The following is a 25,580-nucleotide window of genomic DNA, read 5'->3' as shown; positions in this document are numbered from 1 at the left end:
CGGTTACGCGGTATCGGCCGGCCGCGACGCCTTGATCGAGTACATCAGCGGAATGCGCGGACGGTCGGCGGGGAAACGGTAGAAGCCGTCGCCCTGCCGCTCCAGCGAAGAGAAACGGGCGAAGAGCGTGACGTCGTGCTCGTGCAGGAACTCGATGCGCAGCCCGGCAGCGGCCAGCGCCGACACCACGTCGCCGATCGGGTGCTGCCATTCGACGCTGCGGTTGTGGACGGTCGGTGCGTCGAAGTCGGCGTACGTGCCCGGCGCCTCGTCCACCCACGCGTCGCGGCTGAAGTAGTCGTGCACGACCTTCGCACCGGTCGAGTCGTCGAGGCAGTCCGTGATCGGGTGGAACTCCGCGAGGTAGAGGAACCCCCCGGGCGCCACGAGCGAAGCTGCCGTCTCGGCCCAGCGCCGGGTGTCGGGCAGCCAGTTCAGCGCGCCGACGCCGGTGTAGACGATGTCGTACGACGAGTCCGGGACGGCCTGCGCGGCGTCATGGACATCGGCGGCGACGAACGCCGCCCGGTCCTGGGTGAACCCCAGCTCGCGGGCCAGGCCGCGCGCGGTCTCCACGGCCGGTTCGGAGAAGTCCAGGCCGACGACGTGCGCGGCGCCGTGCCGGGCCCAGGAGAGGGTGTCGACCCCGATGTGGCACTGCAGATGCAGCAGCGACTTGCCCGTGACGTCCCCGACCTCGGCGCGTTCGAAGTCGCGCAGCGCGTCCTTGCCGGCGCGGAAGGAATCCAGGTCGTAGAAGTCGCTCCCGGTGTGGATGGGAACCCGCTCGTCCCAGTGCGCGCGGTTGGCCTCGTGCCAGTCGGCAGGGGTCGGTGCATTCATGCCCGGGAGGTTATCCACAGGCTGCGGGCGATGCGAACGAATTGTCGGCGTTCCGGCGCAGAATGGGGGACATGACTGAGATCACTGCCTCGACGGCCCCGTCCGCACAGGCGACCGTTTCCATGCCCGCGACCGCCTCTGTGCCGGAGTGGGAGCAGCGTTTCCGGGCGCCACGGGTGTCGTTGCCCGACTGGGCCGAAGATGCGCCGCACCGCGCGCTGTTCGTCTCCAACGCCACAGGCACGTACGAGCTGTACGCATGGGACCGCGCCACCGGCGAGCAGCGCCAGGTGACCGACCGGCCGAACGGGACGACGGACGGTGTGCTGACACCGGACGGCGAGTCGATCTGGTGGTTCAGCGACACCGACGGGGACGAGTTCGGGGTGTGGATGCGTCAGCCGTTCCACGGCGGCGGGGGCGAGGAGACGGTGGACGAGCCGGCTGCACCCGGCCTCGGTGCCTCGTACCCGGCCGGGCTCGCGATCGGGCGCGACGGTACGGCGGTGATCGGCCGTTCGACGGACGAGGACGGGACGACGATCCATGTCGTACGGCCCGGGGCCGCACCCGTCGAGATCTACCGGCACCGGGAGTCTGCGGGCGTCGGTGACCTCTCGTACGACGGGACGCTGATCGCCCTGGAGCACACCGAGCACGGCGATGCGATGCACTCCGCGCTGCGGGTGGTGCGGCCGGACGGGTCGAGGGTCGCCGAGCTGGACGACACCGAGGGCGGTACGAGGGAGCTGGGCCTGTCCGTGCTGGGCTTCGCCCCCGTCGCCGGAGACACGAGGCTGCTGGTCGGGCATCAGCGACGAGGCCGCTGGGAGCCGATGATCTGGGATCCGCTGACGGGCGTGGAGACGGACCTCGCGATCGATCTGCCCGGTGATGTGGGCGCCGAGTGGTATCCGGACGCCTCCGCGCTGCTGATCGTGCACGGCTTCGAGGCCCGCAGCGACCTGTGGCGGTTCGAGCCGGGGTCCGGCGGTGCTCCCGTCCGGGTGGAGACTCCCGCCGGTTCGGTGTCGGGTGCCACGGCCCGGCCGGACGGCACGGTGGAGTACCTGTGGTCGTCGGCCGCGCAGCCGCCCGTCATCCGGTCCACCTCGGGCGCGGTGGTGCTCGATCCGCCCGGCCTGAAGGCCCCGGCGTCCGTGCCGGTGGAGGACGTGTGGGTGGACGGGCCCGGTGGCCGCGTCCACGCGCTCGTACAGCGGCCCGCCGCCCCGGCAGAGGGGCCGTTCCCCACCGTCTTCGAGATCCACGGCGGTCCGACCTGGCACGACAGCGACGCCTTCGCCTCCGGTCCCGCCGCCTGGGTGGACCACGGCTACGCGGTCGTCCGGGTCAACTACCGCGGCTCCACCGGATACGGCCGCGCCTGGACGGACGCACTCAAGCACCGGGTCGGCCTGATCGAGCTGGAGGACATCGCCGCGGTACGGGAGTGGGCGGTGAAGTCCGGGCTCGCGGACCCGGCGAAGCTGGTCCTGGCCGGTGGCTCCTGGGGCGGCTATCTGACCCTGCTCGGCCTCGGTACGCAGCCGGACGACTGGGCCCTGGGCCTGGCGGCGGTCCCGGTCGCCGACTACGTCACGGCGTATCACGACGAGATGGAGGACCTGAAGGCGATGGACCGCACGCTGCTGGGCGGCACGCCGGAGGAGGTTCCCGAGCGCTTCGAGGCCTCGTCCCCGCTGACGTACGTCGACGCCGTCCGGGCGCCGGTCTACATCTCGGCGGGCGTCAACGACCCGCGCTGCCCGATCCGCCAGGTCGAGAACTACGTGGACCGGCTGAAGGGCCGTGACGCGGTGCACGAGGTCTACCGGTACGACGCGGGGCACGGTTCGCTCGTCGTGGAGGAGCGGGTCAAGCAGGTCCGCCTGGAACTCGACTTCGCCCGACGCCACCTGGCCCCGCAGGCGGGTCCGTCCGGCGAGTAGGGGCGTCCGTTCCGTCCTGGGCGTCTGTTCCGTCCGGTACGGGCCACCGCCACCGGGCGTCGGTCGGGACCCCGCGCCGGGCGACCGGAGCGGGGACCGTACCGTGGAGGTGTGTACCGGTTCCTGCTGACCCCGCGATGGTGGGGGATCAACCTCTTCGTCGTGCTGGCCATCCCGTTCTGCGTCTTCATGGGCACCTGGCAGCTCGGCCGCTTCGAGGACCGCGTGCAGACGCACGACGCCGCCGAGAAGCAGCCCGCCCCGGGCACGAGGGCCGCCAAGCCGATCGACGACCTCCTGCCCGTCGACACGGTGACCTCCGGCCGCCCCGCGACCGCGACCGGCCGGTACGCCGACCAGTTCTTGGTGCCCGGCCGGGAGTTGGACGACAAGAGCGGCTTCTATGTCCTGAACCTGCTCCGTACGGACAGCGGCAAGGCCCTGCCGGTGGTGCGCGGCTGGCTGCCCGGCGAGCCCGGCCACACCGCCGTGCCCGCCGCACCGACCGGCAAGGTCACGGTCACCGGCGACCTCCAGGCGTCCGAGAACGCCGGCACGGCGGGCGTCGACGCGGCGGGCGGGCTCCCGCACGGCCAGATCGGCATGGTCAGCGCCGCGTCCCTGGTCAACCTCGTCCCGTACGACGTCTACGACGCCTGGGTGACGCTCCAGGACACCGGCGCCACCGGCGCGCTGCGCCCCGTACCGGCCGCCGCACCGCAGGGCACCGGGCTCGACCTGAAGGCCTTCCAGAACCTCGGCTACACCGGGGAGTGGTTCGTCTTCGCCGGGTTCGTGCTCTTCATGTGGTTCCGGCTGGTCCGCCGCGAGGCCGAAGCGGCGCGCGACCTGAAGCTGGGCCTCGTCGCAGACGCGGATACGGGTGCGGCTGCGGGCCAGGACGCGGGCCCGGATGCGGCTGCGGGTGTGGGCCCGGCTGCGGGGGTGGGCGCGGACACCCGCCCGGTGGATCCCGCCGACCCCGACGTGAGCGTCGGCACCGTCTGAGGACGTACACACGTGAGGGGGTCCGCCCGTCGAATCGGCCGGTGGACCCCCTCACGCATGCGTCATACGCCGTACGCCGCAAACCACGCCCCGCCCCCGCCCCGCGTCACATCACAAGGCATCACGAGGCATCTCGGGGCGTCATGTGGTGGGAGCCAGCACCCCGGTCCGGTAGATCGTGCCCGCGCAGGCGTTGATGATCTTCGTCTCCGCGACCGGCGCACCCGCCTCCGGTGTGTGTGTGACGGCGACACTGCCGTCCAGCGCCCCGCCGCCGTCCTCGTTGCCGAACTGCGGATTCATGTCGACGGACCCGTCCGCGTTGCCCGTATCGGGACCGGCGGCGGTGCCGCCACCCGTGCTGTCCGTGCCGCCCGTCGGGGTCGGGCTCGGTGAGCCTCCGGCGGTCGGGCAGGTGTCCTTGGGCACCCAGGCGAACTTCACCTCGTACGCCATGGACGGCTTCAGCAGCACCGTCCCCTGCTCCTGCGAGGGGTCGGGCAGCCCGGATGCCGCATCACCCGCCGTGTGCTGGACAACCGTGATCTCGGCCGGGTCGGCCGCGCCCATCGCCTGAAAGCCCACACTTCCGCTGCTGCTCACCGAACAGTCCGTGCCGGAGACGTTGGCGATCCGGAAGGTGCCGTACACCGTGCCGTCGGCGCTCGCCGCGCCCGTCTCGGCCGAGGCGACCGAGAGCTGCCCCGGGTCGCAGTTCGGCCTGGACGCCGCCTCGGAGGCGGCCGGGTCGGCGACCCCACCGGCCAGCCCGCCGCCGGTGCCCTGGCCGCGGCTGCCGGACGGGCTGCTCGTGCTCGCGGGTCGGTTCGGGCCGTCGTCTGCCTGCCCGTTGCTGCCGCCGCCGTCGCTCTTCCCGCCGGTCGCCGAATCGCTCTCGGTGCCGTTGCCGCCCTGCGCCTGCTCGCCGTGTCCGGCTATCGCGGGATTGGCGGCGTTCGAACCGTCGGAGTTCGCGACATGGACGAAGGCCGGGACGGCCGTGCCGATGAGCAGTGCCGCCGCCGCCATGCCGACGACGGCCTGCCGTCGCCTGGCGCGCCGGGCGGGCACCGCGCGCTGCAGAAGGTCGAGAGTGCCGTCGCCGGGTTCGATGTGCTCGACGGCCCCGTGCAGCATGCGGCGCAGCGCGACCTCGTCCATGTCCGCACCCGCGCCCGGGCTCACCTGTGAGGCGCTCTCCGACCCACGATTCTCCGGCCCGTCGCGCTCCGGCCCGTCGTTCACCATTCCGTTTCCAGTCGGGTCATTCCAAGGCTCACGCTCGTGGCCGTTCTCGTGGCCGTTCTCGTGGCCATTCTCGTTCCCGTGGTCGCGCCGGCTCATACCTGCGCCTCCATCACGACGCGCAGCGCCGCGATCCCACGCGAGCCGTAGGCCTTGACCGAGCCCAGGGATATGCCCAGCGTCTCGGCCACCTGGGCCTCCGTCATGTCCGCGAAGTAACGCAGCACCAGAACCTCCCGCTGGCGCCGTTGCAGCCCCCGCATCGCCTTGATCAGCGCGTCCCGCTCCAGCTGGTCGTACGCGCCCTCCTCCGCGCTCGCCATGTCCGGCATGGGCTTGGAGAGCAGCTTCAGCCCGAGGATGCGGCGGCGCAGCGCGGAACGCGACAGGTTGACGACGGTCTGGCGCAGATACGCGAGTGTCTTCTCGGGGTCCCGTACCCGGTTCCGCGCCGAGTGCACGCGGATGAACGCCTCCTGCACCACGTCCTCACAGGAGGCGGTGTCGTCCAGAAGCAGAGCCGCGAGGCCGAGCAGCGAACGGTAGTGGGCGCGATAGGTCTCGGTGAGATGGTCGACGGTGGTCCCGGCAGCCATGCTCTCCTCAGCGCCCTCGCGCTGCGACGGCAGCCGTGCGGGACGCGCTGCGGGCATGGGCGCGATCACCGGCATACCGCCGGGCGCGCGGGGCCGTCTGAGCGGCCGGACCGAAGCGCCGCGCAGGGGGCCCACCACTGTGATATCGAGAACCTCTGCCACGCCAGTTGGACACGTTTCCCCCCGTCAGGGTTGTACGCGCGCAGCACCGCGTTTGACACGGTGCGACATGCCCTCATACGTACCTGCTCTTCCCCGAATGCCCTGAATGTGCGCCCCGCCGCGCAAGAGGTGACCGCATAGACGCGCGCTGTCCGGCCGGCGGTTGCAGCAGGCCGAAAGGTCATCGTCGGACACCCTGACACCCCAGCTCAAGAGGTTCAGGCCTTCAACTTACTCACAGGGCATTCACAGAATGCGTATAAACAGGTCCGATCAGGGCCGAGGGAATTCGGCGGCCACCGATTCGGCGATCTGCGCCACGTTCAGGGCCGCGCCCTTGCGGAGATTGTCGCCGCAGACGAACAGTTCCAGACCCCGGGGATCGTCCAGCGACCTGCGCACCCGCCCGACCCAGGTCGGATCGGTGCCCACGACGTCGGACGGTGTCGGGAAGTCTCCCGCCGCGGGGTTGTCGTACAGCACCACGCCCGGGGCCGTCGCCAGGATCTCGTGGGCCCGGTCGACCGTGATCTCGTTCTCGAACCGTGCGTGCACGGACATCGAGTGCGTCGCGATCACGGGTACGTACACACAGGTCGCCGCCACCCGCAGGCTCGGCAGATCCAGGATCTTGCGGCATTCCTGACGGATCGCCAGTTCCTCCGACGACCAGCCGTCGCCGGCCTCGGTCCCGGCCCAGGGCACCACGTTGAGGGCCACCGGTGCGGCAAAGGGGCTGCCTTCCGCGTCGCCCACGGCCCGCCGTACGTCTCCGGGCTTCGTGCCCAACTCCGTACCGGCCACCATCGACAGCTGTTCGCGCAGCGCGGCGACGCCGTCGCGGCCCGCCCCGCTCACCGCCTGGTACGAGGAGACGACCAGTTCCTGCACGCCGAATTCGGCGTGCAGCGCACCGACCGCGACGATCAGCGAGAGCGTCGTGCAGTTCGGGCTCGCGACGATGCCGCGCGGCCTGATCCGTGCGGCATGCGGATTGATCTCGGGCACGACCAGCGGAACGTCCGCGTCCAGCCGGAACGCGGCGGAGTCGTCGATGACGACCGTGCCCTTGGCGGCGGCGATCGGCGCCCACCGTGCGGAGACGTCGTCGGGCACCAGGAACAGCGCCACGTCGACACCGTCGAAGACATCCTCGGTGAGTTCGAGGACTTCGCTCTCCTCGCCGCGTACGACCAGCTTGCGGCCGGCCGAACGCGGCGAGGCGATCAGCTTCACCTCGCCCCAGACATCCGCGTGCTGCGAAAGGATCTGGAGCATGACGCCGCCGATCGCCCCGGTCGCTCCGACAACCGCGAGCGAAGGGCGGCGGGCGGTCATCGGCCGGTGCCCCCGTAGACGACGGCCTCGTCGGAATCGCTGTCGAGACCGAAGGCGGTGTGCACGGCGCGCACGGCCTCGATGACGTCATCGGCGCGGGTGACGACCGAGATGCGGATCTCGGATGTCGAGATCAGCTCGATGTTCACCCCGGCGTCCGAGAGCGCCTCGAAGAAGGCCGCCGTGACGCCCGGGTTGGTCTTCATACCCGCGCCGACCAGGGAGATCTTCGCGATCTGGTCGTCGTAGCGCAGCGACTCGAAGCCGATGGTGCCGCGGTTGCGCTCCAGGGCGTCGATGGCCTTGCGGCCCTCGGACTTCGGCAGCGTGAACGAGATGTCGGTCAGACCGGTCGACGCGGCGGAGACGTTCTGCACCACCATGTCGATGTTGACCTCCGCGTTCGCGATGGTGCGGAAGATCGCGGCGGCCTCGCCCGGCTTGTCGGGCACGCCGACGACGGTGATCTTGGCCTCGGAGACGTCATGGGCGACTCCGGAGATGATCGCGTGCTCCACCTTCTGGTCCCCTTGCGGCTCGTTGCTGACCCAGGTTCCGCGCAGTCCGGAGAAGGACGAGCGGACGTGGATCGGGATGTTGTAACGGCGTGCGTACTCCACGCACCGGTGCAGCAGCACCTTGGAGCCGGACGCGGCCAGCTCCAGCATGTCCTCGAAGGAGATCCAGTCGATCTTCCGGGCCTTCTTCACGACCCGCGGGTCGGCGGTGAAGACACCGTCCACATCGGTGTAGATCTCACAGACCTCGGCATCCAGCGCGGCCGCGAGCGCGACGGCGGTGGTGTCGGACCCGCCGCGGCCGAGGGTGGTGATGTCCTTCTTGTCCTGGGACACACCCTGGAACCCCGCGACGATCGCGATGTTCCCCTCGTCCAGCGCCGTACGGATACGGCCCGGCGTCACATCGATGATGCGCGCTTTGTTGTGGACCGAGTCGGTGATGACGCCCGCCTGGCTGCCCGTGAACGACTGGGCCTCGTGCCCCAGGTTTTTGATCGCCATGGCCAGCAGGGCCATGGAGATCCGCTCTCCGGCGGTCAGCAGCATGTCGAACTCACGCCCGGCAGGGATCGGGGATACCTGCTCGGCGAGATCGATCAACTCGTCCGTCGTGTCGCCCATCGCTGACACCACGACAACCACCTGGTTGCCGTTCTTCTTGGCATCGACGATTCGCTTGGCGACGCGCTTGATGCCTTCGGCATCGGCTACGGAGGAGCCTCCGTACTTCTGCACGACAAGGCCCACGTGCGCTCCTCGCTCAGTCCATTACTGCGGTCGGCTCAGTTTAACGAGCAGTCCGGAAACGCCCCGTCGATACCACATGGTGAGATATCCCGCTCAGTACGTGATCATCGGCGTATCGCTCGGAACTGCTCGTACGGGGCTGCTGCCCGCCGATCGGGCCCGCACTCCCGTATGTGGTCCAGCCCACACGCGCGGTGTGCCGGGTCCACGATGCACGAACAGTCCACCTCCAGCGTGGACCGGAAGCCCACGGTCCGCCCTTCGGAGGCCCCCACCATGTGTACGCCGCTCCGCGGACTCCCCCTGCTCCTCGCCCTCGCCGCCGTCCCTCTCGCGGCGTCTCACGCCCACGCGGGCGGCACCTGCTTCGCCACCCACGCCGACGCCCCGGTCCACGGCGGCGCGCACCCATGGACCGACATCGTCGGCTACCTGGACCCAGGCACCCCGGTCAACGGCACCCGCCGGGGCGCGGACGAGCTGTGGCGGGTGTCGCGCACGGACAACGGCGCGCAACCGGGCTTCATGCGGGACGGCGACCTGCCGTGCGACGGGGGGTGAGGCCGGGCGGCCGGCCCGCGCCCCACTACTGCACCTGTCGCAGCCCCAGTGGTCCCGCGATCTCCTCGGCCATCACCCGGCCCGCTTCCTCGGCCAGCTCGTCGTCGGCGGTCTCCGAGTCCGTGTCCAGGCCGTCCAGTTCCTGGAGGGGCTGGTTGAGGCGGATGTGGGCGATCAGGGACTGGAGGGCGCGCAGGGTAGCGGATGCGGTGGAGCCCCAGTTGGAGAAGTACGAGAACTGCCACCACCACAGGGCCTCGCTCGTGCGGCCCTCTTCGTAGTGGGCCAGGCCGTGGCGCAGGTCGGTGACCAGGTCGGCCAGGCCGTCGGAGATACGGGCCGGGACCGGGGCCTTGCGGGGCTCGTACGGGTCGAAGACCTCGGAGTAGACGTCGATCGGTTCCAGCAGGTCGGCGAAGCGCTCGCGCAGACCGTCGGCGTCCGGCTCCGCGCCCAGGTCGGGCTCGTAGCGCTCATCGGGGACGATGTCCTCGTACGCACCGAGCCTGCCGCCCGCCAGCAGCAGCTGGGAGACCTGGAGCAGCAGGACGGGAACGGCCTCCTCGGGCTCCTCGACCTTGGACACCTCGGTGACCGCGACGATGAACGTCTTGATCTGGTCGGCGATCTGGACAGCGAAATCGTCGGGGTCCTGCGTGACGGAGTTCAGCGTGGCGTCAGACATCGAGGGGACCTCCCGTGGGCACGGTCGCGAACGGTGAGTAGAACATAGCGTCGCTGAACGTAAAGCCGTCGTGAGTCGCAAAGACAGTCCCCGCGAGAACTTCGGACGACGAAGAAGCGGAGGCAGACGCGGAGGCAGACGCGGACGTGGAAGCGGACGTGGAAGCGGACGTGGAAGCGTCAGACATCGAGCAGGCGCCTCCCCTCGAAGGCGCGGCCCAGGGTGACCTCGTCCGCGTACTCCAGGTCGCCGCCCACCGGCAGACCGCTGGCCAGTCTGGTGACCCGCAGGTCCATCGGCTTGATCATCCGCGCCAGGTACGTCGCGGTGGCCTCGCCCTCCAGGTTGGGGTCGGTGGCCAGGATCAGTTCCGTGATCGACCCGTCGGCGAGACGGGCGAGCAGCTCGCGGATGCGCAGGTCGTCGGGCCCGACGCCCTCGATCGGGCTGATCGCACCGCCGAGCACGTGGTACCGGCCCCGGAACTCGCGGGTCCGCTCGACCGCGACGACATCCTTCGGCTCCTCGACCACACAGATGACCGTCTGGTCGCGGCGCGCGTCCCGGCAGATATTGCACTGCTCCTGCTGGGCGACGTTGCCGCAGACCGAACAGAACCGGACTTTGTCCTTGACCTCCAGGAGGGCATGGGCGAGACGGCGCACATCGGTCGGCTCGGCCTGCAGGATGTGGAAGGCGATCCGCTGCGCGCTCTTGGGACCGACGCCGGGCAGCCTGCCCAACTCGTCGATGAGGTCCTGAACCACGCCTTCGTACAACGGGATCGCCTTCCTGGTCCTGAGCTATGAATACAACGTACGAGTTCGGGCCGCAGGTCAGAAGGGGAGACCGGGCATGCCGCCCAGGCCCTGGGCCAGCGGGCCGAGTTTCTGCTGCTGAAGCTGCTGCGCGTTCTCGTTCGCGGCCTGTACCGCGGCGACGACGAGGTCCGCGAGCGTCTCGGTGTCCTCCGGGTCGACGGCCTTCGGGTCGATCACCAGGGCCCGGAGCTCGCCGGAGCCGGTCACGGTCGCCTTCACCAGACCGCCACCCGCCTGACCTTCGACCTCGGTCCCGGCCAGCTCCTCCTGGGCCGCGGCGAGATCCTGCTGCATCTTCTGGGCCTGCTGCAGCAACTGCTGCATATTGGGCTGACCACCACCGGGAATCACGGTCACTCCTGGCAATTCGACGACAAAATGTTTCGGTACGCCGAGCCTACGTGGTCACCGCGCAGCGCGCCCCACCCACTGGCAAGCAACTCTTTCGAGTGAGTTTCAGGCAGCGTCGGCGAGACTCCTATACCTGATCACAGGCCCCGCACACCCGGGAATACCGCGATTTCGACCCCACGGCCCACCATTCGGCGGTAGGAAGGGCATGCGCATCGGACACACAGGCACACCACTCGTCACGCAAGGTTACGTACGCGGGACAGTCGGCCACGCCGGAGAGCAGTGATCAGCCCACCGTCGAGCACACCGCCACCCATCAGGCGTCGCTACGCAGAATGCAGAGGAGTACCCCGGTGAGTCAGCCGGAGATGCAGCCCGAAGGGCCGCCCCGCAACGAGCCCGGTTCGGCCGGCTCGGGCTCCGGCGCGCGCGGCCGGGGCGGGCGGGGCCGGGATCTGACCGGCACACCGTTCCCGCTCGGTGACTGGGGCGAGCCTGCCGAACGCCTCGACGAGCTGTACCGCTGGGTCGAGGCCGATGCGCTGCGCACCGCCGACTGGTATCTGATCGACCGGGTGTGGAAGCGGCGCGGCGCCAGGGCGCTGCGGACCGGTACGGCGGCCGGGGCGGTCGCGGGCGCCGCGCTGCCGTTGCTCGATCTCACCGGGGCGCTGAGCGGGGCGGCGGGATGGGGCTATCTGTCGCTGCTGCTGGGCGCCGCGTGCATGGCCTGCGACCGGTTCTTCGGCCTGACCTCGGGCTGGATAAGGAACCTCGCCACCGCCCAGGCAGTGCAGCGGCGACTTCAGGTGCTGCAGTTCGACTGGGCGTCGGAGTGCGTACGGGAGGTGCTCGGCCCGACCGAAGGCACGGCCAGCGAGGCCGCCGAGCGGTGCCTGGGGGTGCTGCGGCGGTTCTCGGAGGACATCACGGAGCTCGTACGGACCGAGACCGCCGACTGGATGGTGGAGTTCCGGGCCGGGCCCGCGCCGATGGGGATGCAGGCGTTGGCGTCGGGCAGTGGGGGCGGGGGGCGTACGGACCAGGGGGCGCTGCCGGGCCGGTTCCCGATGCAGACGATGGCCCGGCCGAACATGCCGCGGCAGCGGCCTCCGGAGTCCCCGCGGTGATTTCGCCGCGGGGACGCCGGGGCGCCTGACCGTCCTTGCACGGGTGTCCGGCATCCGGTAGCGGCACCTGGCATCCGGTACCGGTATCCGCTTCAGCTGAAGATGATCATGGAGCCTTGGGCGAGGCTGCGCGTGGCCGCCGCGTGCAGGCCCAGCCAGACGTGCCGCTCGCGGGCGAACGGACTGTCGTCGTACGGAATCGGGCCCGCCGGTTCCTCCAGGGACGTCGGTGCGGCGGGTGGCGGCGGGGCGGCCGGCGGGTTCGCCGGGTCGATGCCGATGGACGGGGCGACGAACTCCAGCTCCCGCAGCAGCCCGTGCGCGGACCCGAGCGGGCCGCCGCCCGCCAGCAGGTCGTCGCCGGAGAGCGGAGCGGCGAAGTCCAGCGGGACGTACGCCCCCGCGTGGTCGTAGTGCCAGACCAGGTGGGACTGCCGGGCACTCGCCTCGAACATCTCCAGCAACTGCTCGTAGTCCCCGCCCAGTTCGTCGACGGGCGTGGCGGCGAGTCCACTGAGCCGGAGCAGATAGGCACGGCGCAGGAAGTGCAGGGCGTCGTAGTCGAAGCCCGCGACCGGAGCGACGTCGCCGGTCAGGCCCGGCATGTAGGCGTACACGGGGACGGGCGGCAGCCCGGCCTCGCTCAGCGCCTTGTCGTAGACGGCTATCTCTTCGGCGAACGGGTTGTCGGGGCTGTGGCACAGCACATCGACGAGGGGGACCAGCCACAGGTCACAGGCCACGAAGTCTCGCTCTCCCACGGGTGCGCATCGGAGTCATCGGTTCATCGGTTATCGGATCGGGTTCATCGGGTTCATCGGGTTGTTCACGACGGTCGGGACAGCGTAATGCGGTGGGCTCATTGCGCACAGTGGCCGACGGCCGCGGATAGGCGCCGACCGTATTCCGCAGTCGCCGGCCCGCAGTCGCTCGGTCAGCGCGTCAGGGGCTGCGGCTACGGCGCCTCGGCGGACGGTGCCTGTCCGGCCGGCTCCGGACCGTGGCCCGGATGCGCCGGATCTCCGGCCGCGAGCCGGTCCGCCCAGTTCAGCGCGTGCGTGTTGTAGTCGTCCATCACCGCGCACACCGCGTCGCGGTCGCCGAGGGTGATCGCCGCGACGAGTTCCGGATGGCCGTGCCACAGCCACTCCCGGGCGCCCACGTCGTGGCGCAGATACGGCACCGCGAACACCCATGTCTGGACGCGCATCCGGTGCAGGAAGTCGGTGATGTACGTGTTGTCGACGAGCGCGCCCAGCTCACGCCAGAAGCGCAGGTCGTAGCCGATGAGGATGTCGAGGTCGCCGCCCTGGGCCGCCCGTGCGGCCTCCTGGGCTCTGCGGCGTACGGAGACCAGATGGTCCCGGTGCGCCACCTTCTGCGCGGCCGACAGTGCGGGCCCGCAGAAGAGGCCGCGGATGACTCCGTCGATGACCAGGGTCCGGGCCTCGACCATCGACCGGTAGTCGGCGACGGTGAACTCACGCACCCGGAAGCCGCGGTGCTGATCCGATTCGAGCAGGCCCTGCGCGGAGAGATCGAAGAGCGCCTCGCGTACCGGAGTCGCGGAGACACCGTACTGCTCGGCGATCTGCTTGACGGTGAACTCCCTCCCCGGCCGCAAACGCCCGGCAAGCACTTCGTCACGCAGCGCGTCCGCGATCTGCTGCCGCAGCGTACTGCGGGTCACAGCTCCGCTCGCGCACATGGCGCCCCTCCCCTTTTTCGGCTTTCGGTCACCTTAAGCCAGGGTCGCCCTGCCCGGATCCGGGCAGGGCAGGGGAGGGCGTGGAGGGTACGGCCGGGCAGGGGCGCTGTTCCGCCTAGCCGCGCGGGCCCCGCCGCTACACCGTGTACTCGTCCGCGACCGACAGCGCCGCGTCGAGAGCCGCGAGACCCTCCTTGGCCTCGGCCTCGGTGATGTTGCAGGCCGGAACGGCGTGGGTGCGGTTCATGTTGATGAAGGGCCACAGGCCGTTCTTCTTCGCCGCCGTGCCGAAGGCCGCCATCGGTGCGTTGGCCTCGCCCGCCGCGTTGTACGGGACCAGCGGCTCGCGGGTCTCCTTGTCGCGGACCAGGTCCAGCGCCCAGAACGCGCCGAGGCCGCGGACCTCGCCGACCGACGGGTGGCGCTCGGCGAGCTCGCGCAGGCCGGGGCCGAGGACCGTCTCGCCGATGTGGGCGGCGTTCTCGATGACCTTCTCGTCCTCCATCACGTGGATGGTGGCGACCGCGGCCGCGCAGGCCAGCGGGTGGCCGGAGTAGGTCAGTCCGCCCGGGTAGGCGCGGGTCTCGAAGGTGGCGGCGATCTCGGCGGAGATGGCGACACCGCCGAGCGGTACGTAACCGGAGTTGACGCCCTTGGCGAAGGTCATCAGGTCCGGCACCACGTCGAAGTGGTCGGCGGCGAACCACTTGCCGGTGCGCCCGAATCCGGCCATCACCTCGTCGAGGATGAAGACGATCCCGTACCGGTCGCAGATCTCGCGCACGCCCGCGAGGTAGCCGGGCGGCGGCGTCATGATGCCCGCCGTGCCGGGGATCGTCTCCAGGATGATCGCGGCGATGGTGGCGGCGCCCTCGAAGGCGAGGGTGTCCTCCAGGTGCTGGAGCGCGCGGGCACACTCCTCGGCCTCGGTCCCGGCGTGGAACGGCGAACGGTAGAGGAACGGGGCCCAGAAGCGGACGACGCCCGCCGAGCCGTTGTCGGACGGCCAGCGGCGCGGGTCGCCGGTCAGGTTGATCGCGGTGGAGGTGGCGCCGTGGTACGAGCGGTAGGCGGAGAGCACCTTCGTACGGCCGGTGTGCAGCCGGGCCATCCGGACGGCGTTCTCCACGGCTTCCGCGCCGCCGTTGGTGAAGAAGATCTTGTCCAGGTCACCGGGGGTGCGCTCGGCGATGAGGCGCGCGGCCTCGGAGCGCGCCTCGATCGCGAACGCGGGAGCGAAGGTGGCGAGTTTGCCCGCCTGCTCCTGGATCGCGGCGACGACGGTGGGGTGCTGATAGCCGATGTTGGTGTAGACGAGGCCGCTGGTGAAGTCCAGGTAGCGATTGCCGTCGTAGTCCCAGAAGTACGCCCCCTCGGCGCCGGCGACGGCGAGCGGGTCGATCAGGCCCTGGGCGGACCAGGAGTGGAACACGTGCGCACGGTCGGCGGCCTTCACGGCCGCACCGGCAGCGGGGTCGACATGCGGGGCATGCGGGGCATGAGGGGTCATGCCGTGAGCGTAGGCCGCGCCGGGAGCGGATCGACATGGCCACCTTGTATGGCGTGGGGCGCTCTGGTGGGCAGGGTGTCGCGTCGGTCCGGCACAGCCACTTTTGACAACACACTGTCCTCCTGACAGCATATTGTCATCGCCGTCCGGCGGTTCCCCACATCCAGGAGGCGTCATGCCCCGCAGGACCCTGGTACATCTGGCCGTGTACGACACCTACGCCGACTGGGAGACCGGGCACACCACCGCCCATCTCGCCCGAGCCGGTTTCACGGTGCGTACGGTCGGGCCCACCACCGACCCCGTCACCACCATGGGCGGGCTGCGCGTCCAGCCCGATCTCGCGCTCGCGGAGCTGCGCCCCGAGGACAGCGCGCTGCTGATCCTCACCGGCGCCGGTCTCTGGGACTCCGGCGACGAGCTCGCCCCCTTCGCCCGGACGGCCCGCGCCTTCCTGGACGCCGGGGTTCCGGTCGCCGCGATCTGCGGTGCGACGGCGGGGCTGGCCCGCGAGGGGCTGCTCGACGACCGCGCCCACACGAGCGCGGTCTCCTTCTATCTCGCGGCCACGGGGTACGGGGGTGGTGAGCGGTACGTCGACGCGGACGCGGTGACGGACGGCGACCTCATCACGGCCGGGCCGACCGAACCGGTCGCGTTCGCCCGTGAGGTCTTCGCACGGCTCGGGGTGTACGAAGGCGCGAAGCTCGACGCCTGGTACCGGCTCTTCCACGACTCGGACGCGAGCGCGTACGAGGTGCTGCAGGGGTGAGCCGCGCGCAGCAGGACTCGCTCAGCCGGACCGCGCTCGGCATCTTCCACCTGAACGGCCAATTTCTGGCGGTGTCGGAGAAGTTGGCCAGGCCGGCCGGGCTGACCGCAGCGTGGTGGCAGGTCCTCGGGGCGGTGCTGGCCGAGCCGTTGCCCGTGTCCGGGATCGCCCGCGTCATGGGGATCACGCGGCAGAGCGTGCAGCGGATCGCGGATCTGCTCGTGGGGAAGGGACTTGCGGAGTACGTACCGAATCCGGCCCACCAGCGCGCGAAGCTGCTCCGCCCCACGGAGGAGGGCCGGGCAGCCATGTCCCGGATCGGCCCCGGCCACGCGGAGTTCGCGGCGCGGCTGGCGGAGGAACTGGGGGAGGCGGAGTTCGCGGAGACGGTACGGGTGCTGGAGCGGTTGTCCGCGGCGGTGGAAGCGGTGGGGGCGGCAGGCATTTCCAGCCCGTCCGGCACGCCTGAGGACGGAACCACCCCCAGCCCGTCCGGTGCTTGAGGACAAAACCGGAGGAGGAATCGCTGGACACCCCGCGGACGGGCGTGAATTACCGGACCCACCGGGGCACACCCCGCGCCGCTATTCTCGACCCGTTCCGGCGTATCGCCGCACGGGGGAGGACACACACCATGGAAAAGCTCGGGCCCGCCGACCCACAACGCATCGGTGCCTACCGCCTGCTGGGCCGGCTCGGCGCAGGCGGCATGGGCCAGGTCTATCTGGCCCGCTCCGACCGCGGCCGCACCGTCGCGATCAAGCTGGTACGCGGCGACCTCGCCGAGCAGGGGGAGTTCCGCGACCGCTTCCGCCAGGAAGTGCGGGCCGCCCGCCAGGTCGGCTCCGCCTGGACCACCCCCGTGCTCGACGCCGACACCGAGGCCGCCGTGCCCTGGGTCGCGACCGGATACGTCGCCGGGCCCTCCCTCCAGGCCACCGTCTCCGGTCGCGCGGGCGCCCGCGCGGAGGCGGCTTCCGGAACGTACGGTCCCCTGCCCGAGCGTTCGGTTCACATCCTGGGTGCCGGTCTCGCCCACGCCCTCCAGGCCATCCACGCCGCCGGACTCATCCACCGCGACCTCAAGCCCTCCAACATCCTGCTGACGATCGACGGGCCGCGCGTCATCGACTTCGGCATAGCCCGGGCACTCGACACCGTGGCCGGCGGCGGCCTCACCCGCACCGGGGCCCTGGTCGGTTCGCCCGGTTTCATGGCACCCGAGCAGGTGCGCGGCGAGCGTGCGACCCCGGCGTGCGACGTGTTCTGCCTGGGCTCGGTACTGGCGTACGCGTCCACCGGCCGGCTTCCGTTCGGGTCGTCCGACAGCGGCGTGCACGCGCAGATGTTCCGGATCGCCCAGGAGGACCCGGACCTGACCGGCGTCCCCGTGGACCTAGTCGAACTGATCAAGGACTGCCTGAGCAAGGACCCGGCCTCCCGCCCGACGACGGACGCGATCCTGGAACGCCTGGCCGAGGACGATACGGCGGAACCCTGGCTTCCGAGTGCGCTCATCGCCCAACTCGGGCGTCATGCTGTCGAGTTGCTCGACTCCGAGGACCCGGAGGCGGCGGAGGCGGAGGAGGCGGCCGAGGAGGCTCCCCTACCGGACATGGCACCCCCACCGCCCCCGACTCCCGCGGACCGCCCCGTCCGCACACTCCCCACGATCGTCGGCGCCCCGACCCCGACCCCCGCGCCCGCCCCGCCCCCCGGACCCCCTTCTCCTGCGTACGGCTACCCGCAACTGCCCGCCCAGCCGCACCCCGGCCAGGGCTTCGACCCTCAGCAGAACCACCCCGGGTACGGATATCCGCAGCAGCACCAGCCTCGGAACCACCCGCAGCAACCGCAGCCCGGCTTCGGTGCCGCACCGCCGTACGGTCCCCTCTACCCCGGCGCCCCGCAGCCCGCCCCCGAGCCCGTCCGCCGCGGCAAGGCCTCGACCATCGCGCTCATAGCCATCGCCGTGCTCGTGGCCATAGGCGCGGGCGGGTCCGTCTACGCGCTCATGAGCGACAAGGGGCCGGGGCCCGACCCGTCCCCCACCGCCTCCCCGTCCGCATCGGACTCGCCCGGCGTCGACGACCCTTCGCCCGTGGACCCGGACCCGGATCCGTCCTCCTCCGACGACCGGAAGAACAGCGACGGCCCCGTCCCGGCCGGCTACCTCGGCACCTGGTCGGGCTCCATCGACAACGCCGCGGGCCACTCCACCCGGAACCTCGTCATCCAGCAGGGCACGGTCGGCCAGACCGTTCTCACGCTCACCGCGGACGGCCCGCTCGACACCGGCGGCTCCTACCACTGCGTCTTCCAGGCGGCCCTGACCGCGGAGCCGTCCCCGAGCGGGCCCGTCGAGGTCGGCCCGTCCACGGTCACGGTCGGCGAACCCATGTCGTCCTGCACCGCGGGCAAGGCCACCACGCTCACCCTGCTCCCGGACGGCTCCCTGCGGCGCGAGAACACCGACAGCGGCGAACAGCTCACGTACACCAGGGCCGACTGATCAGAGCAGGCTGCGCACCGTGAGCCCGACGCCCACGGCGAGCACGGCCAACGCGCTCAGGACGCTCCCGTACGGGGCGTACCGCCGCAGAGCGGGCAGCCGCCGCTCGCCCAGCGCGGTGTCGGCCATTTCGTGCTGCCTGCAGCCGTTCAGCCCAACAGGGCCCACGCCGCGTTGAGCAGCAACAGGGTGTGGACGAACCGGTCCGGCGCGGTGGGCGGAAAGTGCCACGCCAGTGGCCAGGTACGGCCGGACAGCGCGGGGATCGGTACGTAACTGATCCGGCCCGCCGTCGCGTTCAGCACAGTCGCCCCGTTCGGCCAGGACTTGCGTACGGTGCTGCCGGCCGGGACCAGGAAGTACACCGCCTGCCGCCCGTTCGCCTCGGTGACGACGGGACCCGGCTCGCCGCCCGTAATCGCTTCCATCAGTTCGGCCAGCCGACGCCCTTCGTCGCCGTCCACGCGCACGGCGTCGAATTGCACGCCTGCTTTACGCAGTTGAAATCCGGAGTATGGAATCCAGTTCACTTCACTTTTCGGCGCATTCACAGGACCAGTCTGAACCTCGTTGGTTACCGTTTTGCATGACTGCCGAGGGGCGTCGCACACCCGTTGACCAGCGCGAACTCCCCTGCAACTCAGTTGAGTTCGGCGGGGCCGAGTAGTGACCGGTTGAGACCGGTTGAGTCGGAAAGGGATCGCAATGGCGCGAGCGGAAAACAAGGAAATGGCGAGTCCTACGGCGAAGTTGGTGGCTGACGTCGCCAAACGGGCCCGTAGCCGGAAGAAGCTGACTCAGGAACAACTCGGGAAGTCCATTGGCTTTTCAGCGGCGGCGGTGAGTGCGATGGAGACGTGCGCGCAGCCTGCGAGCGACGAGATGCTGGTGGCGCTGGAACGGGAACTCGGGGACGGAATGGGCATCTTCGAGAAGGCGCGGCTGTACATGCGGATGGAAACGTATCCGCCACTTTTCAAGGACTACGCGCTGCTGGAGCAAGCCGCTCTACGACTTCAGCTGTTCTCCATCACGGTGGTACATGGTCTCTTCCAGACAGAGGCATACGCGCGGGCGTTGATCGGTGGCGGCTACCCACCCCTGCCCGAACAACGGGTGGATGAACTGGTCAAGGCTCGAATGGTCCGCAAGGCGCTCTTCGACCGCGAGCCCGTGGCGCTCATCGAAGTGGTCCTGGAGGAAGCGCTGCTCACGCGGGTTGTGGGCAACGCAGAGATCATGCGGGAGCAGTTGCTCCACCTGACCGAGTGCGCCGGAAGGCGCAACGTCACGCTTCAGGTGCTGCCTCTGGACTCCGGTCTCCGAGGCGAGCAGGCTGGACTGTACGGGGAAATCAGCGTAGTGGAGACCCCGGAGCATGAGCATCTCGTCTACCTGGAAGCACAGGACGAGAGCCTGCTGATCAGTGACCCCGCAAAGGTCAGCATGTACTCCCAACGCTGTGCGAAGATCCGAGCACAGGCCATGGGTCCTCGTGAATCGCTGGACCTCATCAAGCGATTGGCAGGAGTAGAGGAATGAGCAACACCCTGCGGTGGTTCAAGTCCAGTTACAGCAGCCCCAACGGCGGCGAATGCATCGAAGTGGCCTTCGACTGGCGCAAGTCCTCGTACAGCAGCTCCAGTGGCGGCGAGTGCATCGAGGTCGCCACCTGCCCCGACGCCGTCCACGTCCGGGACTCCAAGGTGCCCGAAGGGCCCACCTTCGCCGTCGCCCCCGGCGCCTGGTCGTCGTTCCTCACCTGGGCGAACTGACGGGGTCGGTGCCGGCGTTGACCGGCGCGCTCGCCCGGTCCTTCCGCCGGCCCGCCCGCAGCAGTACCCCTTGTGCAGAACGTGACACTTACCCCTCCACGTGTCACGTTCGCGCGGACCCTATAGCCGGACCCCACCCTTCGCCGCACCGGCTACCCCTCCGCACAACGTGACACTCACCCCCACACCTGTCACGTTCGCGCGGACCCCATAGCCGGACCCCACCCTTCGCCGCACCCGCCACCCCTCCGCACAACATGACACTCACCCCCACACCTGTCACGTTGTGCAACAACCCCTATGGGTGGGAGCGGGGGCGAAGCCGCCCGAACAGGCCGGTTTCTGCGCCAGGCTCGCCCCATGCGTCCACGTTCCTCGTACAAGGCACCGCCGTCACAGACCCTGATCTACTCCGCCGTGGTGCAGAGCATGGCCGAACACGGGCCCCGCAAAATGAACATGGCCCTCGCGGCACGAATCGCCGAAACCGATCGCCAACTCCTCTACCGCAACTGGCCCGATCGCCAGGTGCTCGTCCGCGAGGCCGCGGAGAGCGAGTTGCAGCGCGTCCTTTTCGTCGCGAGTGATCTGCTCTCCGAGCAGGAGGGCGTGTGCCGGGTGGCCGAAATGATCGTGCGTGCTGCACGAATGGTGCGCGAGCACCCCGTGACCCGGACGACCGCACGCACCGACCCGGACCTGCTGCGGAACGCCCTGCTCGATATGGACACCCGGTTGCACGGGCGGGCCAGGTACTGGCTGGAAGGCCTGTTTCCGGAACCGCTGGCCAGGAATCTCCCGCCCATGTACTGGCTGCGGGACGTTCTGCTCACCATCGCGGCTCCCTTCGCGCTCACACCGTCGGAGGAGCCTCACACGGACTCCGGATCCGCGGACTCCTCACACGCGGACCACTCACACGCGGACTGCTCACACGCGGACTGCTCACACGCGGACTGCTCACGCCCGGACACCTCACGCACGAACACCTCTCGCTCGGCCCGCGACCGGCGGCTCCGCGTCACGCTGCACGTGTGTCTCGGCGCCGCCCCGGACTGCCCCTGCACCCCCGCCTCGCCATGAACGGGCCCTCGCCGGCCTCATCCACGTCCGACGGCGCGGGGCCGGGCGGACGCCCAGCCCCCTACCTGGTCAGTCAGGGGCGGCGGTTGTGGGCGCCGGGTGTGTAGCCGAAGGCGCGGCGGAAGACATCGATGAAGGCGCTGGCGGAAGACCATCCGCAGCGGTGGGCGACCGTGGTGACCGGTACGTCCGCTGCCAGCATGCGCAGGGCGTGGTAGAGGCGTAGCTGGGTGCGCCACTGGGGGAAGGTCATGCCCAGCTCGCGGCGGAAGAGGCGGCTGAGGGTGCGTTCACCGGCTCCTGCTTCGGTTGCCAGGGCGGCCAGGGTGCGCGGATCCGCGGGGTTGTGGTGCAGGAGTTCGCAGACGGCCGCGAGACGGGGGTCGGTGGGCGCGGGCAGCTGAACGGGCTGCTGGGGCGACGCGCGCAACTGGTCGAGCAGGACCGCGCGCAGACGGCGCCGTTCGGGGGTGTCGTCGAGGGGGCAGCGGGTCGAGGCGAGGATCAGCTCGCGCAGCAGGGGGCTGACGGCGAGGACGGTGGGGGCGTCGAGGCCCAGGGGGTTGGTACCGGCGGGCAGGCCGAGCAGGTGCAGATCGAGGCGGCCGTACGCACGGTGCGCGTGGACGCATCCGGCGGGCACCCAGATGGCGCGGGTCCCGGGCGCGAACCAGGTGCCGGCAGTGGTGGTCACGGCCAGGACGCCGGAGCCCGCGTAGATGATCTGGTGGTCGTCGTGGCGGTGCGCGTCGATGCTCTCTCCCGGGGCGAGCGTCTGGCTGCGGGTGGGCGCCTCGGGGGTATGGCGGATATCCGGCATACTTTGGCATTTTATCGGAAGCGCGCCAGGCCCCGGCGTGGCGACGATGACCAGGTGCCGACAACCCGCGCCTCTGCCTCTGTCCCCATCCCTGACTCTCCCCCTGCCTCTCCCCGTGTCTCTCGCGCCGGTCCGATCACGCTGCTGTCCCTGGGCCATGCCTGCGTGGACGTCTACCAGGGGGCGGTGGCCGCGCTGGTGCCGTTCTTCGTATCCGAGCGTGCCTATACGTACGCCGCCGCCTCCGGTGTCATGCTGGCCGCTTCCCTGCTGTCCTCGGTCGTGCAGCCGCTGTTCGGTGCCCTGACCGACAGGTGGGCGATGCCCTGGCTGCTGCCGTCGAGCACGTTGGTGTGCGGGACCGGGGTCGCTTTCGCCGGTGTCGGCGATTCGTATGCGCTCACCCTGGCGGCCGTGGCGGTTTCGGGGATCGGTGTGGCCGCCTATCACCCGGAGGCGGCCCGCGTGGCCCGAAAGGCAGCCCGCGGCAGCCATACCGCGATGGGCTGGTTCTCCCTCGGCGGCAACCTGGGTTTCGCCGCCGCACCGTTGATGGTCTCCGCCGTCGTCGCCACCGGCGGTCTGCGCGCCTCGCCGCTGCTGGTCGTTCCGGCCCTCGCGGGCGTGGCGCTGTGCGTGGCTGCGCTGCGGGGCATCGACGTGGCCGCCACCGCCACGGCTGCGGACTCCCCGGCGGGTCAGGCACCCGGCAGGGACGACTGGGTATCGTTCCTGAAGCTGTCGGGCGCCATCGTATGCCGCTCGGTCGTGTTCGTCGGCCTCAGCGCCTTCATCCCGCTGTACGTGCGCCAGCGCACCGGCGGAGGGGAGTTCGCCGGTACGGCCGCGCTGTTCGTCCTCTACCTCGGGGGCGCTGTGGGCACCGTCGCCGGTGGGAGGCTCGCCACTCGCCACGGCCGCATCCCGGTCGTCCAGTGGTCGTACGCCTCGGCCGTCCTCGCAGTGGCCGGTGTGGTCTTCGTACCCGGTCCGCTGTTCTACGTGTTCGTCGCCCTCACCTCGGCCGGTCTGTATGTGCCGTTCTCCCTGCACGTCACCCTCGGCCAGGACTACCTGCCCCGGCGTGTGGGCACCGCAGGGGGCATCACTCTGGGCCTGGCCGTCAGCATCGGCGGTATCGCCGGACCGGTCATCGGCGCCGTCGCCGACGCCACCTCCTTGCAGACCGCCCTCGCACCGCTGATCGTCCTGCCCGCGGTCGGCTGGATTCTCCTGCGTACCCTGAACGAGCCCGAGTTGCTCGATGCGGCCACCGGCCGCCCGTCGGCCACGACACAAGCAAAGGACTCGAAACCGTGACCGACACCGCGAGCGTCCCGCCCCATGACCGGCAGCTGCCGGAGACCGCACGCACCCGCCACCGCCGTCTCCGCGAGCAGGGGAGCCTCGACCGCGACGTACTCGACGCGATCCTCGGGGCCGGCTTCGTCTGCCATCTCGGTGTCACCGTCGACGGAAACCTCCTGGTGGTCCCCACCGTCTACGGCGCCGACGGCACCACCCTCTACTTCCACGGCTCCGTCGCCAGCCGCAGTCTGATCGCCTCCCCCGAAGCGACGGTCTGTGTCACCGTCACCCATGTCGACGGCCTTGTCCTGGCGCGTTCGGTCTTCGAGCACGGCGTCAACTACCGCAGTGCCATGGTCTTCGGCACCCCCCGCCTGATCACCGACCCGGACGAGAAGCTCGCGGGCCTGCGCTGCCTGACCGAGCAGGCGACGCCCGGCCAGTGGGACTACGCCCGCCGCCCCAGCCGCAAGGAACTCGCCGCGACGGCTCTGCTCGCTCTGCCGCTGGACGAGGCATCGGTGAAGATACGTACCGGGGCCCCGGACGACGGCGACAGCGAGGACGCGCAACTCGGCCTGTGGGCGGGCGTGCTGCCCCTGCACACGACCTGGGGCGAGCTGCACCCGGACCCCCTGCTGCCCCCGGGCATCGAGGCCCCGGCCCATCTGACCCAACGCGCCCGCACAGCGATGAACTGAACCGAGCTGGGCGCTCACGGGGGGCATCCGGAAGGTATCCGGACCGCGCTAGACCAACGGCCTGGCCGACATCAACAGATGCTGGTGGACCGGGCGCGCCGCCTCGTCCGCCGCGTCCGCCCGGGACGCCCCTCCGGTGACCATCACCCGCTGACCGGGGCCGAGTAGCTCGAACCGGACCACGGGTGCGTCGAACGAGGCCAGGGCGTCCATCAGATACGACGGGTTGAAGGCGACCGTCAGCTCGTCGGTGCCCCCGAGCACGGCGGGCAGACGCTGGGAGGCGACATCGTCCTCGTAACCCGCCTGCAGCAGCACGGAGTCGCCGGAGAACGTCAGGTGGAGCGGGCTGCCGCCCTCCGCGACCACGGCGACGCGCTTGACGGCCTCGACGAGGGGCGCCCGGTCCAGGACCGCGTGGACGGGGTCCACCATCGCGAACAGCTTGTCGTGGCGCGGCAGTCGGCCGTCCAGCAGACGCACCGTGGTCCGCATCCCGGCCAGTTCGAAACCGACCGAGCCGCCGTCCAGCGCGAGTTGGACCATTCCGGCCCGGCTGAAGGAGCGGGCGATCTCGGTGAGCCTGCGGGCGGAGATCACGACATCGGCCGAGACGCCGTCCTGCCCGGGCTTCCACGGGAGCGTGCGTACCGCAAACCGGTAGCGGTCCGTCGCGGCGAGGGTCATCGTGTCGCCTTCGAGCGCCAGCCGGATACCGGTCAGGGTCGGCAGCGTGTCGTCCCGGCCCGCCGCCACCGCGACATGGCCGACGGCCGCGGCGAACTCCTCCGCGTCCACCACGCCGAGCACCTCCGGCAGCGGCGGAAGCGCCGGATAGTCGTCGAACGGCAGCACCGACAGCCCGAACCGGGCGCTGTCACCGGCCAGCGAGAACCGTGAGCCCTCGACCGCGCACTCCACCGCACCCTCGGGCAGCACCCGGCACACATCGAGCAGCCGGCGGCCCATGACCAGCACCTTCCCGGCCCGTACGGTCTCCGCCTCCACCTCGATGCATGCGGACGCCTCGTAATCGAGGCCCGAGATGCGCAGTCGCCCGTCGGCCGCCTCCAACAGCAGCCCGCCCAGCACGGGAACGGGCGAGCGCGTGGGCAGCACCCGGGCCGCCCAGGCCACGGCGTCGGTCAGTGCACTGCGCTCCATACGGAACTCCATGGCGGCGGCCTCTCCCGGTCGTCTCAGATCGTGAACGTGGTCCTGATCGTGATCCGACCCTAGAGGTCACCACTGACAGCGCGAGAAGAAGCGAACCGGTTACGGCCGACAACAGCAGCCACCCCCGTGAGCCGCTGCCGCCGTCCCCGTGCCCCTCCCCCGAAGAGCCTCGGCACCCCTCCCCCGAAGGGGGCCGCAACCGTGTTCGGACTCTAGGACTTCGGGTAGGCGACGACAAGATTCAGTTCGCAC

The 25,580-nt window shown here is 70.4% G+C and carries 27 protein-coding genes; 12 read left to right on the top strand and 15 right to left on the bottom strand.

The features are described from left to right. Positions 1–3 precede the first annotated feature (3 nt). On the bottom strand, positions 4–843 hold the full coding sequence (locus tag ACFVV1_RS32610) for a class I SAM-dependent methyltransferase (RefSeq protein ID WP_389996766.1): 840 nt from the start codon (positions 841–843) through the stop codon (positions 4–6). 122 nt (positions 844–965) lie between these two features. On the opposite strand from ACFVV1_RS32610, the gene ACFVV1_RS32605 reads away from it, so the two are divergent. Both ACFVV1_RS32605 and ACFVV1_RS32600 read left to right on the top strand, forming a co-directional pair. Beyond that, positions 966–2,795 carry a S9 family peptidase gene (locus ACFVV1_RS32605; protein ID WP_389996914.1) on the top strand — a complete coding sequence of 610 codons (1,830 nt, stop codon included), beginning with the start codon at positions 966–968 and terminating at the stop codon, positions 2,793–2,795. 111 nt (positions 2,796–2,906) lie between these two features. After that, the gene (locus tag ACFVV1_RS32600) at positions 2,907–3,803 is read left to right on the top strand and encodes an SURF1 family protein (protein ID WP_389996764.1); all 897 of its coding nucleotides are present in this window, start codon (positions 2,907–2,909) and stop codon (positions 3,801–3,803) included. A 141-nt stretch (positions 3,804–3,944) separates the two neighbouring features. Here the strand turns inward: ACFVV1_RS32600 and ACFVV1_RS32595 are convergent, their stop codons facing one another. From ACFVV1_RS32595 to ACFVV1_RS32580, 4 genes are all read right to left on the bottom strand, one after another. After that, the gene (locus ACFVV1_RS32595) at positions 3,945–5,051 is read right to left on the bottom strand and encodes a hypothetical protein (protein ID WP_389996762.1); all 1,107 of its coding nucleotides are present in this window, start codon (positions 5,049–5,051) and stop codon (positions 3,945–3,947) included. A 92-nt stretch (positions 5,052–5,143) separates the two neighbouring features. Then, the gene (locus ACFVV1_RS32590; RefSeq protein WP_389996911.1) at positions 5,144–5,719 is read right to left on the bottom strand and encodes a SigE family RNA polymerase sigma factor; all 576 of its coding nucleotides are present in this window, start codon (positions 5,717–5,719) and stop codon (positions 5,144–5,146) included. 360 nt (positions 5,720–6,079) lie between these two features. Beyond that, a complete protein-coding gene (locus tag ACFVV1_RS32585) occupies positions 6,080–7,144 on the bottom strand; it encodes an aspartate-semialdehyde dehydrogenase (RefSeq protein ID WP_389996759.1) in 1,065 nt (354 codons plus the stop codon). After that, positions 7,141–8,412, bottom strand: coding sequence for an aspartate kinase (locus ACFVV1_RS32580; protein ID WP_389996756.1), 1,272 nt, complete (start codon positions 8,410–8,412; stop codon positions 7,141–7,143). The genes ACFVV1_RS32585 and ACFVV1_RS32580 overlap by 4 nt, the downstream gene beginning before the upstream one ends. A 276-nt stretch (positions 8,413–8,688) precedes the next feature. Between ACFVV1_RS32580 and ACFVV1_RS32575 the strand changes: the two genes are divergently transcribed. Then, entirely contained in the window at positions 8,689–8,973 is a 285-nt protein-coding gene (locus tag ACFVV1_RS32575) for a hypothetical protein (RefSeq protein WP_389996753.1), read from the top strand. A gap of 25 nt (positions 8,974–8,998) precedes the next feature. Here the strand turns inward: ACFVV1_RS32575 and ACFVV1_RS32570 are convergent, their stop codons facing one another. The 3 genes from ACFVV1_RS32570 to ACFVV1_RS32560 all read right to left on the bottom strand — a co-directional run bounded on the left by ACFVV1_RS32570 (position 8,999) and on the right by ACFVV1_RS32560 (position 10,830). After that, complete coding sequence (locus tag ACFVV1_RS32570; RefSeq protein WP_389996750.1) at positions 8,999–9,658, bottom strand: DUF5063 domain-containing protein; 660 nt, start codon at positions 9,656–9,658, stop codon at positions 8,999–9,001. Between the two features lie 179 nt (positions 9,659–9,837). Further along, positions 9,838–10,437 carry a recombination mediator RecR gene (recR, locus tag ACFVV1_RS32565; RefSeq protein WP_389996747.1) on the bottom strand — a complete coding sequence of 200 codons (600 nt, stop codon included), beginning with the start codon at positions 10,435–10,437 and terminating at the stop codon, positions 9,838–9,840. A gap of 57 nt (positions 10,438–10,494) precedes the next feature. Next, complete coding sequence (locus ACFVV1_RS32560; protein WP_389996908.1) at positions 10,495–10,830, bottom strand: YbaB/EbfC family nucleoid-associated protein; 336 nt, start codon at positions 10,828–10,830, stop codon at positions 10,495–10,497. A 356-nt stretch (positions 10,831–11,186) separates the two neighbouring features. On the opposite strand from ACFVV1_RS32560, the gene ACFVV1_RS32555 reads away from it, so the two are divergent. Next, positions 11,187–11,963: an SLATT domain-containing protein gene (locus ACFVV1_RS32555; RefSeq protein WP_389996744.1), complete on the top strand. Its 777-nt coding sequence runs from the start codon at positions 11,187–11,189 to the stop codon at positions 11,961–11,963. Positions 11,964–12,055: 92 nt separating this feature from the next. Here the strand turns inward: ACFVV1_RS32555 and ACFVV1_RS32550 are convergent, their stop codons facing one another. From ACFVV1_RS32550 to ACFVV1_RS32540, 3 genes are all read right to left on the bottom strand, one after another. After that, positions 12,056–12,706 carry a hypothetical protein gene (locus ACFVV1_RS32550; RefSeq protein ID WP_389996905.1) on the bottom strand — a complete coding sequence of 217 codons (651 nt, stop codon included), beginning with the start codon at positions 12,704–12,706 and terminating at the stop codon, positions 12,056–12,058. A 212-nt stretch (positions 12,707–12,918) separates the two neighbouring features. Continuing rightward, positions 12,919–13,671 carry a GntR family transcriptional regulator gene (locus tag ACFVV1_RS32545; protein WP_389996741.1) on the bottom strand — a complete coding sequence of 251 codons (753 nt, stop codon included), beginning with the start codon at positions 13,669–13,671 and terminating at the stop codon, positions 12,919–12,921. Positions 13,672–13,807: 136 nt separating this feature from the next. Further along, the gene (locus ACFVV1_RS32540) at positions 13,808–15,181 is read right to left on the bottom strand and encodes an aspartate aminotransferase family protein (protein ID WP_389996739.1); all 1,374 of its coding nucleotides are present in this window, start codon (positions 15,179–15,181) and stop codon (positions 13,808–13,810) included. A 175-nt stretch (positions 15,182–15,356) separates the two neighbouring features. On the opposite strand from ACFVV1_RS32540, the gene ACFVV1_RS32535 reads away from it, so the two are divergent. From ACFVV1_RS32535 to ACFVV1_RS32525, 3 genes are all read left to right on the top strand, one after another. Next, positions 15,357–15,953 (top strand): type 1 glutamine amidotransferase family protein, encoded by a 597-nt coding sequence (locus ACFVV1_RS32535; RefSeq protein ID WP_389996736.1) that lies wholly within the window; start codon positions 15,357–15,359, stop codon positions 15,951–15,953. Then, positions 15,950–16,456, top strand: a complete 507-nt coding sequence (locus tag ACFVV1_RS32530; protein ID WP_389996733.1) for a MarR family winged helix-turn-helix transcriptional regulator — start codon at positions 15,950–15,952, stop codon at positions 16,454–16,456. The genes ACFVV1_RS32535 and ACFVV1_RS32530 overlap by 4 nt, the downstream gene beginning before the upstream one ends. Before the next feature lie 131 nt (positions 16,457–16,587). Further along, positions 16,588–18,465, top strand: a complete 1,878-nt coding sequence (locus ACFVV1_RS32525) for a protein kinase (RefSeq protein WP_389996730.1) — start codon at positions 16,588–16,590, stop codon at positions 18,463–18,465. Here the strand turns inward: ACFVV1_RS32525 and ACFVV1_RS32520 are convergent, their stop codons facing one another. Together ACFVV1_RS32520 and ACFVV1_RS32515 are read right to left on the bottom strand one after the other, a co-directional pair. Further along, complete coding sequence (locus ACFVV1_RS32520) at positions 18,466–18,594, bottom strand: hypothetical protein (protein ID WP_389996727.1); 129 nt, start codon at positions 18,592–18,594, stop codon at positions 18,466–18,468. Positions 18,595–18,614: 20 nt separating this feature from the next. Further along, positions 18,615–18,950 (bottom strand): hypothetical protein, encoded by a 336-nt coding sequence (locus tag ACFVV1_RS32515; protein ID WP_389996724.1) that lies wholly within the window; start codon positions 18,948–18,950, stop codon positions 18,615–18,617. 220 nt (positions 18,951–19,170) lie between these two features. On the opposite strand from ACFVV1_RS32515, the gene ACFVV1_RS32510 reads away from it, so the two are divergent. The 3 genes from ACFVV1_RS32510 to ACFVV1_RS32500 all read left to right on the top strand — a co-directional run bounded on the left by ACFVV1_RS32510 (position 19,171) and on the right by ACFVV1_RS32500 (position 21,323). After that, positions 19,171–20,007, top strand: coding sequence for a Scr1 family TA system antitoxin-like transcriptional regulator (locus tag ACFVV1_RS32510; protein WP_389996721.1), 837 nt, complete (start codon positions 19,171–19,173; stop codon positions 20,005–20,007). Continuing rightward, positions 20,004–20,240, top strand: a complete 237-nt coding sequence (locus ACFVV1_RS32505; RefSeq protein ID WP_389996719.1) for a DUF397 domain-containing protein — start codon at positions 20,004–20,006, stop codon at positions 20,238–20,240. The genes ACFVV1_RS32510 and ACFVV1_RS32505 overlap by 4 nt, the downstream gene beginning before the upstream one ends. Positions 20,241–20,600: 360 nt before the next feature. Beyond that, positions 20,601–21,323, top strand: a complete 723-nt coding sequence (locus ACFVV1_RS32500) for a TetR/AcrR family transcriptional regulator (RefSeq protein ID WP_389996716.1) — start codon at positions 20,601–20,603, stop codon at positions 21,321–21,323. Between the two features lie 73 nt (positions 21,324–21,396). Here ACFVV1_RS32500 and ACFVV1_RS32495 read toward each other — a convergent pair whose 3' ends face one another. Continuing rightward, positions 21,397–22,143 carry an AraC family transcriptional regulator gene (locus tag ACFVV1_RS32495; protein ID WP_389996714.1) on the bottom strand — a complete coding sequence of 249 codons (747 nt, stop codon included), beginning with the start codon at positions 22,141–22,143 and terminating at the stop codon, positions 21,397–21,399. Positions 22,144–22,278: 135 nt separating this feature from the next. Between ACFVV1_RS32495 and ACFVV1_RS32490 the strand changes: the two genes are divergently transcribed. Together ACFVV1_RS32490 and ACFVV1_RS32485 are read left to right on the top strand one after the other, a co-directional pair. Next, positions 22,279–23,463 carry an MFS transporter gene (locus tag ACFVV1_RS32490; RefSeq protein ID WP_389996903.1) on the top strand — a complete coding sequence of 395 codons (1,185 nt, stop codon included), beginning with the start codon at positions 22,279–22,281 and terminating at the stop codon, positions 23,461–23,463. Further along, positions 23,460–24,152, top strand: a complete 693-nt coding sequence (locus tag ACFVV1_RS32485) for a pyridoxamine 5'-phosphate oxidase family protein (RefSeq protein WP_389996711.1) — start codon at positions 23,460–23,462, stop codon at positions 24,150–24,152. The genes ACFVV1_RS32490 and ACFVV1_RS32485 overlap by 4 nt, the downstream gene beginning before the upstream one ends. Before the next feature lie 48 nt (positions 24,153–24,200). On the opposite strand, the gene dnaN is transcribed toward ACFVV1_RS32485, so the two are convergent. Beyond that, positions 24,201–25,328, bottom strand: coding sequence for a DNA polymerase III subunit beta (dnaN, locus tag ACFVV1_RS32480; protein WP_389996708.1), 1,128 nt, complete (start codon positions 25,326–25,328; stop codon positions 24,201–24,203). Positions 25,329–25,580 lie beyond the last annotated feature (252 nt).

The organism is Streptomyces sp. NPDC058092 (genome assembly GCF_042884935.1).
Classification (GTDB): domain Bacteria; phylum Actinomycetota; class Actinomycetes; order Streptomycetales; family Streptomycetaceae; genus Streptomyces.
The sequence above is the reverse complement of the archived record's forward strand: the minus strand, read 5'-3'. Positions and strand labels throughout refer to the sequence as shown.

Excerpts from the sequence above, each read along its gene's own strand:
- ACFVV1_RS32610 (WP_389996766.1), bottom strand. The coding sequence starts at position 843 with ATGAATGCACCGACCCCTGCCGACTGGCACGAGGCCAACCGCGCGCAC.
- ACFVV1_RS32605 (WP_389996914.1), top strand. The coding sequence starts at position 966 with ATGCCCGCGACCGCCTCTGTGCCGGAGTGGGAGCAGCGTTTCCGGGCG.
- ACFVV1_RS32595 (WP_389996762.1), bottom strand. The coding sequence starts at position 5,051 with ATGGTGAACGACGGGCCGGAGCGCGACGGGCCGGAGAATCGTGGGTCG.
- ACFVV1_RS32590 (WP_389996911.1), bottom strand. The coding sequence starts at position 5,719 with ATGCCGGTGATCGCGCCCATGCCCGCAGCGCGTCCCGCACGGCTGCCG.
- ACFVV1_RS32585 (WP_389996759.1), bottom strand. The coding sequence starts at position 7,144 with ATGACCGCCCGCCGCCCTTCGCTCGCGGTTGTCGGAGCGACCGGGGCG.
- ACFVV1_RS32575 (WP_389996753.1), top strand. The coding sequence starts at position 8,689 with ATGTGTACGCCGCTCCGCGGACTCCCCCTGCTCCTCGCCCTCGCCGCC.
- ACFVV1_RS32570 (WP_389996750.1), bottom strand. The coding sequence starts at position 9,658 with ATGTCTGACGCCACGCTGAACTCCGTCACGCAGGACCCCGACGATTTC.
- ACFVV1_RS32545 (WP_389996741.1), bottom strand. The coding sequence starts at position 13,671 with ATGTGCGCGAGCGGAGCTGTGACCCGCAGTACGCTGCGGCAGCAGATC.
- ACFVV1_RS32540 (WP_389996739.1), bottom strand. The coding sequence starts at position 15,181 with ATGACCCCTCATGCCCCGCATGCCCCGCATGTCGACCCCGCTGCCGGT.
- ACFVV1_RS32535 (WP_389996736.1), top strand. The coding sequence starts at position 15,357 with ATGCCCCGCAGGACCCTGGTACATCTGGCCGTGTACGACACCTACGCC.
- ACFVV1_RS32525 (WP_389996730.1), top strand. The coding sequence starts at position 16,588 with ATGGAAAAGCTCGGGCCCGCCGACCCACAACGCATCGGTGCCTACCGC.
- ACFVV1_RS32520 (WP_389996727.1), bottom strand. The coding sequence starts at position 18,594 with ATGGCCGACACCGCGCTGGGCGAGCGGCGGCTGCCCGCTCTGCGGCGG.
- ACFVV1_RS32510 (WP_389996721.1), top strand. The coding sequence starts at position 19,171 with ATGGCGCGAGCGGAAAACAAGGAAATGGCGAGTCCTACGGCGAAGTTG.
- ACFVV1_RS32505 (WP_389996719.1), top strand. The coding sequence starts at position 20,004 with ATGAGCAACACCCTGCGGTGGTTCAAGTCCAGTTACAGCAGCCCCAAC.
- ACFVV1_RS32500 (WP_389996716.1), top strand. The coding sequence starts at position 20,601 with ATGCGTCCACGTTCCTCGTACAAGGCACCGCCGTCACAGACCCTGATC.
- ACFVV1_RS32495 (WP_389996714.1), bottom strand. The coding sequence starts at position 22,143 with ATGCCGGATATCCGCCATACCCCCGAGGCGCCCACCCGCAGCCAGACG.
- dnaN (WP_389996708.1), bottom strand. The coding sequence starts at position 25,328 with ATGGAGTTCCGTATGGAGCGCAGTGCACTGACCGACGCCGTGGCCTGG.